9 protein-coding genes are annotated in these 13,220 nt (G+C 50.2%); 4 read left to right on the top strand and 5 right to left on the bottom strand.

Annotated features, from left to right (window positions below; all coding sequences use genetic code 11):
- Window positions 1-31 precede the first annotated feature (31 nt).
- Both ACR0LH_RS13405 and ACR0LH_RS13400 read left to right on the top strand, forming a co-directional pair.
- On the top strand, window positions 32-286 hold the full coding sequence (locus ACR0LH_RS13405; RefSeq protein WP_170668608.1) for a hypothetical protein: 255 nt from the start codon (window positions 32-34) through the stop codon (window positions 284-286).
- A gap of 317 nt (window positions 287-603) precedes the next feature.
- On the top strand, window positions 604-1,977 hold the full coding sequence (locus tag ACR0LH_RS13400) for a DUF2779 domain-containing protein (protein ID WP_480721354.1): 1,374 nt from the start codon (window positions 604-606) through the stop codon (window positions 1,975-1,977).
- Window positions 1,978-1,980: 3 nt separating this feature from the next.
- Here ACR0LH_RS13400 and ACR0LH_RS13395 read toward each other — a convergent pair whose 3' ends face one another.
- From ACR0LH_RS13395 to ACR0LH_RS13385, 3 genes are all read right to left on the bottom strand, one after another.
- On the bottom strand, window positions 1,981-2,160 hold the full coding sequence (locus tag ACR0LH_RS13395; protein WP_170668606.1) for a hypothetical protein: 180 nt from the start codon (window positions 2,158-2,160) through the stop codon (window positions 1,981-1,983).
- Between the two features lie 398 nt (window positions 2,161-2,558).
- Window positions 2,559-3,881: a VWA domain-containing protein gene (locus ACR0LH_RS13390; protein WP_170668605.1), complete on the bottom strand. Its 1,323-nt coding sequence runs from the start codon at window positions 3,879-3,881 to the stop codon at window positions 2,559-2,561.
- A complete protein-coding gene (locus ACR0LH_RS13385; protein WP_480721351.1) occupies window positions 3,874-4,557 on the bottom strand; it encodes a helix-turn-helix domain-containing protein in 684 nt (227 codons plus the stop codon). The genes ACR0LH_RS13390 and ACR0LH_RS13385 overlap by 8 nt, the downstream gene beginning before the upstream one ends.
- Before the next feature lie 522 nt (window positions 4,558-5,079).
- Here ACR0LH_RS13385 and ACR0LH_RS13380 point away from each other — a divergent pair.
- Complete coding sequence (locus tag ACR0LH_RS13380; RefSeq protein WP_170668603.1) at window positions 5,080-5,436, top strand: DUF3127 domain-containing protein; 357 nt, start codon at window positions 5,080-5,082, stop codon at window positions 5,434-5,436.
- A 69-nt stretch (window positions 5,437-5,505) separates the two neighbouring features.
- Window positions 5,506-6,174, top strand: a complete 669-nt coding sequence (locus ACR0LH_RS13375; protein ID WP_170668602.1) for a hypothetical protein — start codon at window positions 5,506-5,508, stop codon at window positions 6,172-6,174.
- Window positions 6,175-6,331: 157 nt separating this feature from the next.
- Here the strand turns inward: ACR0LH_RS13375 and ACR0LH_RS13370 are convergent, their stop codons facing one another.
- Window positions 6,332-9,469, bottom strand: a complete 3,138-nt coding sequence (locus ACR0LH_RS13370; protein WP_170668601.1) for a sacsin N-terminal ATP-binding-like domain-containing protein — start codon at window positions 9,467-9,469, stop codon at window positions 6,332-6,334.
- A 1-nt stretch (window position 9,470) separates the two neighbouring features.
- On the bottom strand, window positions 9,471-13,055 hold the full coding sequence (locus tag ACR0LH_RS13365) for a DEAD/DEAH box helicase (RefSeq protein ID WP_170668600.1): 3,585 nt from the start codon (window positions 13,053-13,055) through the stop codon (window positions 9,471-9,473).
- Between the last annotated feature and the right edge of the window lie 165 nt (window positions 13,056-13,220).

The raw sequence follows: 13,220 nt of genomic DNA, 5'->3' as shown, positions 1-13,220 counted from the left end.
CGCAATTGAGAAAAAGTTGGAGAATTGATCGATGAACGACTTCAAAAACTTGAACAAGCAGCGCCAGACTCTGCTGAAAATCAAAATTGATGGATATATCGAAGCAGCCATTTTGGCCGCAAAAACAAATAACATTGGTTTGAGCGAAGCAGTGGTTCTCACCACACAGGGTTTGATCAGGGAAATGGCAGCGCAGTCTATTGAGAAAGACAGGGCTCGAATCCTATTGAATGCTGCTCTTAAGAGTGCCTTTCCCGAAAACTGCGCGCGCGTAGCAACCCACTAAAGGCGTTTTTTGCAAAACAAAGAAACCGCCGGTTTCGGTTGTGATGCACAGCCGTCTCTAAGATAAACAAGAACTTCGGTGGGCCGCTAATCTAGTTGATTATCATATCATTCAAGGGCGAGCGCGGTGGCGGTATCGCTCCGAAAACCAAGCGTAGACAAAAGATGGTTATGGTGTTCGTTTGCCTGTAGGACCCACTTTGGAATGCAAATTGTAAGATGCTATCCAAATCAGATTATATGTTGTTTCTCAGGCACCCTGCCTGGCTATGGATCAAGAAGCATGCCAGGCATCTGCCGCCGCCGATTGACCCTTCATTGCAAGCACGCTTTGACGAGGGGCACGCGTTTGAGCCTTATGCAGAGGAGCTTTTTGGTGTTCTCGTTCACCTCGGTTTTTCAGATTTTTCAGAATACCAAGCTCTGCCCGCGCGCACTTTGGACGCCTGGAGGAACGGTGCAAACGCAGTGGCGCAGGGACGCTATGAAGATGGAACCATAACTTGTATCTCTGACATCGTGAGCCGCAGTGGCGATGGGTACGTTCTGACAGAGATCAAGAGCGGGACATCTGCAAAGCCCGAACACACTTTTGATCTCGCATTCCAGCGTGTCGTGCTTGAGGCAGCGGGGTTCCCCATTGCGCGCTGCGAAGTGGCACATGTGAACCGTGATTACGTCAGAAACGGCGAAATCAATCCGCAAGAGCTTGTCAGCATCACTGACATCACGGATTCGGTGACTGAGCAGCTCGAAAAAACACGCACGCGTATCGATCAGGCATTGAGCGTCGTTGCCAGCGGTACGGTGCCTGTTCCGTCCCCCGAACGTGCGCGCCTTAAATCCTATGGTGAATGGCTGGAGATCCGCGAAAAACTCGACCCACCTCTCGCGCATGACAGTATCCACCGCCTTCCGTTCATGAATGCGGAAAAAGCCTCGGAACTCATCGCGAATGGGATCACAAAGATTGACGAGATCAGTGATCCATCTGTGTTAGGCAAGTCGACACAGCGCTACTTGAGAGCAGTGGCGAACGGTGAACGCACAATCGATCATCAGGAGTTAAGCAGGTTTCTGAGCGAGATTGTCTATCCGGTTTATTACTTTGACTACGAGACGTCTCAGAGTTTGCTGCCTCCCTGGGACGGAACGCGTCCCTATCAGCAAGTGGCTTTCCAGTATTCCTTGCATATCCAGCATGAGCCTGGCGGAGAAATTGAGCACAGGGATTATCTCCACCGAGACGCCAGTAGCCCGATGCCAGCCTTGCTGAAAAGGCTACGGGAGGACATAGGAAACATTGGCTCTGTAGTGGTTTGGTATGCGCCGTTCGAGAAATCGCGCAATACGGAAATGGCGAATACCTATCCAGAGCACGCAGAGTTTCTGGAAAGCCTAAATGCACGCGTTGTAGATCTTATGAAGCCGTTTGCGGATGAAGTGATCAACGATCCCGCGTTCAAGGGAAGCGCCTCTATCAAGGCCGTTCTTCCTGCGTTTTTGCCAGAACTTTCGTACGATGATCTGGACATCAAAGAGGGGGCAAGCGCGTCTCGTCTTTGGAAGGACGCGACACTGACTCAGCAAGACGATCCAGCGTGCGAGAAGTTATATGCCGATCTTGTTGCGTATTGTACGCGTGACACTTGGGCGATGGTGGCGATTCATCAGGAATTGCTGGCGATGTGAAGTTTAATGACCATCGTTTATCTCCTCTCTGTAAGTTGGAACGTATCCTCCACCAAGCGGCCAAAACCTCCATTTTCTCAATGCCTTAGCGCAGTCCGCCTCTCCGTCGGGCAGTTTTTTCACCTTGTGGCTTGTTTTGTACTCTGCAATCGCCTGTTTTTCCGCGCGAGTCAGTTTAGCCATGGTTCTGTACCTGTAAATAATTAGAAAGGGATGTCGTCAGTCAGAATATGCATCGATGAGTCAGCGGGCCTAGCGCATGTTGCGCTTGCGTTTTGCTTTTCTTGATATTGCTTCCAAAGCCCCAGGTGTCCGTTTTGTCGCGCGTTTGCGAGCCAGAGCTGTTTTCGAGCATCAGGCAATTCCATTGATCGATGTTTCCCGCCAGAGAGCTTTGGCCAATCTATAGCGAGGCCATGATCAGCCTCACCTGAGCGGACCAATCTGATTTTTGATGCATAACTGGCCTCTGGTCGATCTGGACACTGTTTTTCGGAGGCGATGGTTACCATGCTGCCGAGTTTGCACGCCAGTAGGCGGCGTGCAAAAAGGCTCGGAATCCCTGAATTTTTGGCAACCCTTCAATCTCCACCTGCCATACGATCCACCCAGGATTTTTTTGCAGTTCCACGGTGGTCCGCGCGGCGATGAAACGCAAGCTCCGAGGTGAGTGTCATTTCTTTGTGCATTCTCGGAGAAATATCACGGTCTACGTGCCGCGCGAGTACTTTTAGGCCCCGAACCAGTTCCCGGCTGCCCGACAGTTCGCAAACATATGCCTCAAAGTATCGTAGTTCTCTTTCAACGTAGTTGGCCGCCTCTCGAAACGCTCGGTCTCGGTTCATTTGACCCGCGCGGTTCAATACGTGGGCCTGCCAATGTGTTGCTACTATCGATGCAAGCTCCGATGATTTTGGACATCTTGCGTTTTCTCCTCTGTTCGCAGCCATAAGTAAGGCAGTGCTATATTGCGGTTGCAATGGCTTGCCGCCTTCCACTGATCTGGCAGAAACGCTCGCTGTGAATTCAAATCGCTGCTTATGAGCAGCCGTCGGACAAGTGACTTTTGCTACCACCGCGCGTTCCACTTCGTTTTGTATGGGCCCTAAATCGACATTCAAGCGTCCCGCGTTTCCAGGAGATGAGGATTTGCCGAGGACTTCTACGTGAAACCCTGCTGGATATTGAATTGAAACTTCTACGTTGTCGGCCACGGTCGAGAAGATGTCTTCCAGTTCACCGAGCAAAACCGACGAAATCTCGGTATCAAATTCGGCATCATGCAGTCGCCCACCTCCATTTTCAGAGATTCCCCGCAGCAGTTGTTCATCATAACCATTTCCAATACCGAGTGCTGAAGTTGTTACGCCTCTTTTGCGCAATTCGCTCGCATGCCGGCGGAGTTCAAAAGTATCCGTAATACCTTCGTTGGCGTGCCCATCGCTTAGGATAATGACGCGTGGCGGTAGTCTGGAGTCCGCCTCGAATACGGCGGCAGCACGGTCCACAGCTTGGAACCACCCACTGCTCAAGTTTGTACATCCACGCGTCCGCAAGCGCGAAATTTCAGACTGGATTTCGGGCAGATTTTCATCATCGACCGAAATAGCGTCCAGGTGAGTAACAACGTCCGAACCAAAGGAAACAAGCGTCAAACGATCCTGGCTTGACAACTTCGGCACCAGGCCCAGCGCTGCCCTCTTTGCTGCCTCAAGCTTTCCACCCGACATCGAACCACTGACGTCAATTGCCAAAGCAACGTTCAAAGGTGCCCGGTCGCGTCTAGAAGTCGAGGTGCAATCTGAGGCTCTTACTTTGGCCACCAAATAGCGAACGGAGTCGCCCCGCTCCCAAAATAGTTCACGGTCAAATTGACATTTAAGTTCAATGTTAAAATCAGTCACGTTTCTTGCCTCCTATTAGTATTGCGCGGAGCTGGTCCGCGAGTTGTTCGAATAATGCGCGCTCCCTTGGTTCAAGTTTTCCTCTGATCGAAAGCTCCAAGTCTGGTGTGATGGAGATCCGGTTCCAGATCATACCTCGGGTACGCCGAGGTGCTGGACCCTCGAAAAGCTCTTCCAAACTGACGATCAACTGCTCGATACTGGCAAGGCTCTCTTCTCTCTCAAGGCGTTTTGCTTCCCGCCTTTCACTGAAACGCGGTTTCTTGTCACCGAACAAATCGCGCCTTTCTTCGCTGTGTCGGCCTTCAGATCTGGCACGCGGCATCGGAGCCATTTTGTATGCGAGCGGAACCTCTCTTTGTGTGTCAATGTTTCTGAGATATTCCCGCGCCGAACCTCGCGATCTGGGTGTGGTTAGTAGCTCCTCAGCCCATTCTTCTATCTGTTCTTCCGTTGCAGTCATGAACCGGCGTCCAATGTCTGCCAGCGTCATGCCGTATGCGTTTTTTAACGTCAGAACCGCCTTGGCCCGCCCTACATTTGTTGTAGGGTAGGTTGCTCCTCTCCCCGATTTGCTTGGCGGGGAAAGTAGTCCTTCGCTAATCCATGAGCGCAATGTTCGAGGTTCCACCCCGGTTCTTTCGCTCAGCTCTTCAAGTGTGATTCCATCCGTCATAGCGAATCGAATAATATCGACATCTCGACATGTCAAGTTGTCGATATCATGGTTTGTAGTAAATTCAGTACTTACGTCGACTCTCATTTATTGATTGGCGAGCTAAAATGATGGCATGCGAAGGGGCGGCTGCTCTGAGTATTTTCTTAAGTGCTATGATGTTAAGAAATGGCGATTGTTTGTCGGGCGATGGGTACGTCGACCACACTGCGGAGATTATGCCGCAGGTTTGAGAAAGCATTGTTGTCATCCCACAATAGTTTTGGCGTAACTTCCAATAATTTTGGCGGCTAGGTCTTCCACACTTGGATGAGGAGAGGATCAGTCACGTTCTTCTAGGAGATATCCGACGTTGCCGAAGTAACTTTGGGAGGCGTCAATCGAAATTGCCGGAATGGATGACAAAAAATTTTCACCCAACTTGTTATTCAATGGCAATATTCCATGGCGTTCGGTATTTACGATTGATGTAACGCCATAAAACCAAACGCAGATTGTAGTTTCTGGACAGAGGCCTTCACCATGGAAATTAACGGAAAAATTATTGAGATATTGCCGGAGAAATCGGGAACCTCTTCTAACGGAGTATGGCGTAAACAAGAGTATGTGCTGGAAACTGATGGCCAGTATCCGAAGAAGATTTGCTTTATGGCATGGGGAGAAAAAATTGACCAATTTGAAATTAGGCAAGATGAAATTTTAACAGTTTCCATCGACTTGGAAAGCCGAGAGTACAACGGACGCTGGTACACAGATGTTAAAGCGTGGAAAGTTTCAAGGGCTGACGCACGCAATTATGACGATACTTCAGAACCAGCATTCGACAATGCATCTACAGGCGCTTCCAGTCATCTTGGCGATGATGAAATTCCATTCTAAGTCAAATTAGGCAGACTAATTCCCGAAGAAACTTCCAGCTACGCATTAACCAGTTAGGGTAAGTTCCCAATGGAGTTTTGGCCATCATCGATTCCGCTGTGGCACGGTACGGACGTTTCACTCTTGCCTTCCATCGTCAATAATGGCCTAGGTGGACGAAATCTTGTTGATGAACTGGGAGCAACAACATTTCTGCGTCGCGCTTTTGAAGTCATAGGTTACCAATCGAACCAGAAAGAGTTTATGCGAACCATGAGCTTTCAAAACGCCTATTTCGCGAGCAAGCAATTGAATGCCGGAATGAACTTTCGACATGGGGGAGTCTACGTCACCTCAAGTCAGCAAACCGCGGCAAGCTATGCGACACGTGCACCGGAAGCGGTTTACTATTGTAGAGAATTTCTCGACAACCTTACAGGGAGCGAAACCGAAGCCGTTGCCTACCTGCTGGATGAATATCCGGAGCTCAAGTTGTTCCTTGACGGTGACAGCAATCCAATTGTGCTAAAGGTTCTGCGAGTTCGGAAAGACCGAGTTTTTGATGAGCATGGCGGGAGAATTTCGGAGAACCAAATTGAAACTTACAACAGTCTTTTGGGAAACCACGAGCCTGGTTCAGGAATAGATCTCAACTTTGCGTTTGAAATTTCCGAGGTCATCTCAGCTGATAATTTGTCTGTGTGGCGAGTACTTGGAGGAAATATGTTCGAGTTCGCGTTTGAGCCGATGGTATTGTGATGCTTCTACAACGGGGCCTTTCTTAAACCCCGATTGCATAACTTTAGACACCTGCATCACAACTTGCTCAACCGACGTAGCTTTCAGATGAAACACAAACACGTTGGCAACAAGCCAATTCTAGTTGGCCTCGTTTTGGGATTATCTCCAATTTCGACTAAGTTGTGGTATCGATTTCGCCAGCTTCTTCAGATTTAATGATTGCTTGAAGGTCGACCAAATGAGTCTGGGTGAAGTAGATGGAAGTCTCTGTTTGCGCCAGGGAAACTTCGAGCTCTTGTCCTTCGAGTTCGTCAAAAAGTACCCGCAATATGTCCTTGGTGTCATTTGCGTGCTCGAACATCGCCGCATGGTTGGGGCAGAGCGCCAAATAGTTCTGATGGTGCCGGAGGTTCAGGTCACTTAGAAACTCGACTTTCTCAAAGTAAGGACTCCCGTCGGCAAGTAAAAACGGAAGCGGTTTCTTACAAATCTGGCAGCCCATCACACCATCCGCATTGGTGTATTGGTCTTGCAAATATGCAGCGGCCTCTGACTTTACTTGCGGCTTTGTCAGTGAAACAGACCGATTGCGGATTTCGGTTTCGCGTGTCTCGGCATCACGAGCCTTGTCAGCGACCTTGGCACCTCTTCGTTCTGCATTCTTTGAGGGTTTATCGGGCATTTCGAAAGCGGAAGCCGCCTGCTCCTCGGCGAGCAGACGCGACAACTTTTCTCTTGGTATGTTTGCGACTAGCTCTCGCGCCAGTTCTGCATCCTCGGCAGTCTCAAAACCGAACTCCTGAGCTTTCTGGTTCTTTTCAGCCCTGATCCGTTCAGTCTCCTTCCTTTGTTCAAGAGCCGCTTTTTCTTCGCTGCCGAAGTCTATCGCTTCAAGCCAGTCCCATCCCTTGTCATATTTAAAGCCTTCGGGAAGCTTAGATGCGGATGCATCAGCTGGTCGGACGAACTCCCCGCTTTCCTGAGGTATCCAAGCGTCATCCCTCAATACATGCGCGAGTTGGGAAACTCCGGTTCGGTAGTAGGTATTGTAATTCCTACAGTACCTTGCTTCAGTCCAGTCAATTTGCGCCGATGAAATCGTCTCCCAGATTACGAGCGACAATTCCTTCGACGGTTCCGCCAACATGTCCCTTAGGTATGGAATTTTGTAGTCGATATCTCTTTCATAAGACGTTCGACCCCCATATCCACCGTAATATAAATCCCTGTTTGGATTCCAGCGGCAGCTTGTTTTTTCGATCACAATTTGCGTCGCGACACCCAGTTTCGAAGCAAAGTTGACGAACTTATCTTTCTTGATCTTTCTCCAGTAGTTCGTCGATATTCCCACCCGACCCGAGTCTTCGAGTCGTTCGAAATAATGACGCACTCCCGTGTCCATATACGGAGCATCTAAAAACATCTCTGACGCATATCGAGGATTACCCGTGGTATCGCGCAAAACCTTAAAATCGCGAAATACAGATACGTCACGCGGGTGACTTTCAAGATAGTCGGCAAATTGGTTTAGATCAGCGATGTGGGTTAGCCAATCAAAGTCTGGGGCTGAACTTCCGTACTTGCTTTCTAGAACAAACCGGATTTCTTCGGCTTCCCCGACCTCTCGGACACCAGCCCCCACAAGAAAGCGTCTAGATTTTCCCTTTTGGCCACCTTTCTTACCTTTCTTACCTTTCTTGCCTTTCTTTTCGGAGGAGAGAGTATCCGGATCGACGGTTGGAAGCCCCAACCGACGCGCCTCGGAACCTTCGAAGTAGCATTGCTCAGGCGTCAACAAGCCATGGTTGGTGGTGCGCACGATTCTCCAATTTCGCGCTCGCGCCACGTCCTCCTCAGGATCCAAAATAGTCCAAAGAAATGAATAAAAGCTCTGTAGCCAATCGGTTGGTTTTGCCTCAAGCCATTTGGAAAACTCGTCGAACCGATAGATCCATCGATAGGCTTCTACGAAATTGTCATCTATAGCTTCGAGAAAATCTTCAACTTCCCATTCCAAAATGTCTAGATCGCTCAACAACCTATCACTGTTACTGTTCTTTTGAGGTGCGGACATTGCCCACCATGGGCCCTCTGAGTAGTCCTTGTTGATCCAGATCGACAAATCGTCATCTGTCAGAAGCTCTTTCACAGCGGCGCGTGACTGAACCAAGGTTGAAGCGGGTTTGTGACCACCTTTTTTGGCTGGCGTAAGCGCGTTGTCGTTCATTTCGGCGACAATCGCTTCACGAATGCGATGGTAGCGCTTGGGAATATCATCGGCCGAATTTGGGAGGATCGCGAGCGCCTGAACCGTCAGCAGGTCCAAGTCTCTCAGAACATAAAGAGACTTGGCGGCAAGAGCACCCAATTGATCCAGAAGAGGTTCGTTTGCAGGCGTATCCTTGATGCTAGCGCGGCTTAACTCTGGAATAAACGGTGCATGAATGTGAAACCTTAAGCCTGATCGCTCTTTCTCGGCCGGAAAAAAAACTGATACGTTTCCGGGTCTCGCTGGTGCCAGGCGCATCTGTTTGCTGATTGGAACACTCGCATCAAAACTTTGGTTCTCGGCTCGCGGCTCCAAAGCGTATGCTATTGCAATCTTTCGATTTCCCAGCCCGTCCACCTTTTCTTCCACTTTTACAAAGTGGAAAGAGTCGCTTGTTGAACGCGCGTCTTCCCGAATAATCTCGATATGATGGTCAGAGTGCGAGACCCGCATGACGCGTCCAGATCGACCGCCTTTGACCTGCCAAGAGATCAATTCGATGTTGGGCAGGAACAAAAGTGTGTTTTCTGCAAGTTCCTCTAGCGCATGTCTAACTTCCTCAAACGCAACTGATTTCAGTTTTTTTGGGTTGTTAAATGGGAACTCAAAACGAGTCTTTTTAGACTCAGGGTTTGGGTTTCTGATGGCTGAAGGCAATACGAGATCAGAGATTCTGAAGCTGTATGTCGGAGAAAATATGCTTGGTGTTTCAGAGTAGGCGAATACTGCTTTGAACCCTATTCCAAACCGACCGATCTTGTCTTCGTCGTCTTCTTTGGTGCCCTCACCAATATCAGTTATGGCTTCGATATTGGATTCTGTGAATGGGCTCCCGTCATGCTCGAAGACCAAATGGTCTTCAGACAAAGTGAATACACATTCGTTTGCCCCCGTGTCTTCAGCATTTTGGAGCAACTCGTAAATGAAATGAGCGCTATCCGGGTACAGATCTTCTACGATCTTTCTAATTCCCTTGTGCTTTTTCAGCACTCGGGCCAAGTCTTCTCTTTCACTGCGAATGGCGGCAACGACTTCCGAATTCATCTTAACTTTCACCTATCTGTGAAGCGGGCTTTACTTCTATTGTGCCGTAGAGGACGAGTTCAGCGACGATGTCACCAGATTCCGCTGCCGCTTTGATATCGACTTTACTGCGTTCGAAATCAGCCTCCGCTCTCGCGAGTTCGCTTTCCTTCATGCGGAGAATCTTATCATTCGATGTGCGCGCGATCTGGTCCTTAATCACTGATGTTCGTGCATGATGGCTGGCAATCAGACTCTGCATGCGGTGTTCAGCGAACTCTTCATTCTCGGCGATGTGTTCTGCCCTTGCTCGGGACCATTTCTCATAGTGCGCCGTGTCCAAGGCCTGCTGTTCTTCGTCAGTCGCTTCACTTGGATCATGAGAGTCAGACGATGCCGCAATCAGGTTCAAGAGACTGGACTCGATTGTCGGATCATCAGCAACCGCCACGATTTCCTCATCCGGACGTATTCCCTTTCGAGACCACCGATACAGAGCGAACCTGTATCTGCCAGCCAAGATCGAGTTGTAGACAATTTCTAGCGAACATTGAGTTGGCTCAGAGAAACCAAGATAGGAAGCTGCCTGACGCACCAATGGATGAGTGAGGGTGCAATGTACCGCCCCAGGGTTGGCCACCGCTGTTTCTTGGTCGAAGGTCAGTTGCAGGGAGTTTTGATGCCCCCTCAACCACTTTTCCCAGACGCGCGTCTCTGCCCCTGTCGACTTCGGAAGGCGTTTGTAATCCTGGAGAAGATAACCTCGTGAGCTTTCGTCCAAGCGCAAGGTTTTGAGGGTTTTCTGCTTGCTGAGACGCGTCCCATCACTGTTCAGCCTCCGTGCTAGGTACTGGCGCACGCAGTGCTCGAGCGCGGTGTCTGACAGCCAGGTGGTGGTCACACCTTCAACGACGTCGTTCCAAGCCTTTCCCGGGAGATTGAGGCCAAACAGCTGCGCTTGCTTTTCTTCAAGGTCTCTTTCTTCACGGATCTTGCGGATACCATTGTCAGCGATCTGCTGAAGGCGCTCGGCCCTTTCGTCGGCGGTTAGATCAAAGCTATCTGCAATGCTGTGGAGTTCGCGCGTAATTTGGCCGAGGATCTCTTCGTTACCCCCAACGGCGCTCTGAAAAACACCAATCCGCCAGAGGCATCGCTGGTATATATCAGCATCGACGGTGCCTGGTGTAATGAAGTTAAGAATCGCGACGGCTTCGCTTTCCTGGCCGTATCTGTCGACCCGCCCAATGCGTTGCTCAACTTTCATCGGGTTCCACGGAATGTCGTAGTTTACCAGCAAGTCACAGAACTGGAAATCCAACCCTTCGCACCCGACCTCGGAAGACAGCAGCACATCAATCGCGTCGGAGTCCTCCTTGGGTAACGAGAACCGCCTGCGCAATTCGGCCCGCTCTTCATCAGGAACGTTACCGTGGACCAGCCCAAACCTGACGCTGGTTTCGGACAGTTTGGTCGAGAGATAGCTCAGCGTATGCCTAAAGGTGCTAAATACGAGGGCCTTGTTTTTCTCCATTTCTGACTTTTCGACGATAGCCTGTAGAAAGGCTGCCGCTTTCTCGTCATGTGGATCCAAGTCTTCCGCAAGTGTGATGATTTCTCCGATCTCGGATCGGACACCCTCCAAAAAACCAAGATCAACGTCTCGGGCATCATCGTTAGCTTCGAGGATCTCGAGGGCATCGATCCTGTGGTTCAACATGTCTGACAACTGTGGCGCCAGACCGTACAAGCAACTCGCGGCCTGACGTCTGATTGTTGTCATCATGAACTTCACATTCTGGCTTCCGTGCGTGCGTTCCAGAATTCGGGCGATGATGAACAGCAAACGGTCATGGAGTTCGCGCTGCGCATTCGAAAATGGAACCTCGATGGTTTCCGGCTTACGCGTCGTGAACTCCCCGATATCTCTACGCCTGGTACGATTAATTATCGAACTGAACGTGTATAGCTCTTCGATATCGCGTGTCAAAACCACTCGGTCTTCTTCCACGATTTCATCATCAAGCAGCCTGTCATACACGGATTGGAAATCTGGTGACTCTCGGAGGAATTTCACGCCCCAATCCGTGTTCGCTGCTGCATCAAGCTCTGCCTTGGCAAGGCCGGCCCACTCGGATTCTGCCGAACGGCAATGCTGAACCGCTGCATTAATGTGGGGGTTTGGTTCCGCCATCTGCCCGAAGCTGGCTTGGTCAATGATCAAGTCGGGACGAACTATATTCAATAGCGTGAACAGATCATCGCTTCCGAGTTGCACCGGCGTCGCGGTCATCAAAACGACCGCTTTAGCGTGATCGCACAGGAATTTGACGCCTTGGTGCAGGAAAGTGTCGCTGTTTCTAAGGTGGTGAGCCTCGTCGACGATAACTAGGTCGAATTGAGGTGGTGGATTGAGGTCCAGAAGACCATCGCGTTTCTTCCTGCGCTTGCCGCGTCCGTCGCCGCCAAACACAAGGTCCGAATCAAACAGAGAAAATGGAAGTATTGCCTTCGAATAGTTATCCGGCCACTCGCCTTCCAAATCGACTTCTGCGAGGCAGTGACGGAACGATTTCCCATCGAGCGAAAAGAAGCTCTCGTCAAACCGCTTCATCTCATTGAACCACTTACGTTCTGCAACGAGAGCTTTTGGGCAGACAACCAGAACTGATTGGATGTCCAAGCGGGCTCTCAACTCTTTGAGGATTAATCCCGCTTCGATTGTCTTGCCGACGCCGACTTCATCAGCAATCAGAATTCGAGGCCTGTCGGAGTTAATGAGTTTGAGCACGGGCCGGTACTGGTACGGAACAAAGTTCACCCGCCCAGAACCCACGGACAGCAGATTAGAGGCCGAAGGAGAGAGGACATGCGCTGAGGTTATACTTGATCGCACATCTGCACAGGACGAAATCCCGGAAAAACCGCTGACTTCTTCCGGCTGAGTCAACTGGCTCTCGTAGAGTGTACTCGTTTTGCCGTCTGCAAAAACCGTATACTTCGGCTCAGCCCCGTCCAGATGGACGGAAATCACGGCCATAACTCTGTCGGGCTCAGCTCTTAAGACTACCATATCTCCTGGAGAAAAGGCGGCCGGGTTGGGAGATGGGTTCAACGCAGATGAATGCTCATGTTCTTGAGGAGCTTTGATACTTCCGGGCAAGGCAACTTCACGTGATTTCATTTGCTCCAAGGCCGCATCTCGATGCGCAGCTAAGAGTTCTTTTGCTCCTTCTGAAGCATCGACGAGATCCATCAAACGCCAGAGGGTATCCAGGTCGCGGTATGACTCAGAGGGTGGAGTTGCTTCAGTGGATAAGTGGGCCCACTTGTTTCGAACTGATTGTGACTCTTTTATCCAGTTCCGACCTTCCCTCGCCAAGTTACACTTCGAGCTTAACTCAAACCAGTTTCGATCAAGCACACGAAGAAGCGCCGCAAGATCCAATCCTTTGAGCGACTTGATGCCTTTTTCTGTTACAATCCGTTGCTGCTGGAAAGTTAGGCTATCAATGACGTGGGTGGCCCACCAGTTGTCGCCAAGCGAAGGAAGGTTTTCTTCCAAGAATATGGCGATTTCCCTAGCGACCGTTTTGATCTCTTCCATGCAAGCCTCCATTGCGGACACACGGAGTGATTTTCCCAAAGACCTACTAGCGAACTAATTCTGGTAGTTTATGTGTTCCTACCAGGTCCGGGTCCAAGGCGCATCTCAGGTCACAAATGTGCTCGCGTTCTTTCTCAGTAACGTTCATGGGCTGAGCCACCGCAG

It is taken from the genome of Ruegeria sp. CL6 (genome assembly GCF_056536465.1).
Note: the sequence above shows the minus strand (reverse complement) of the source record. Positions and strands in the feature narration are given on the sequence as shown.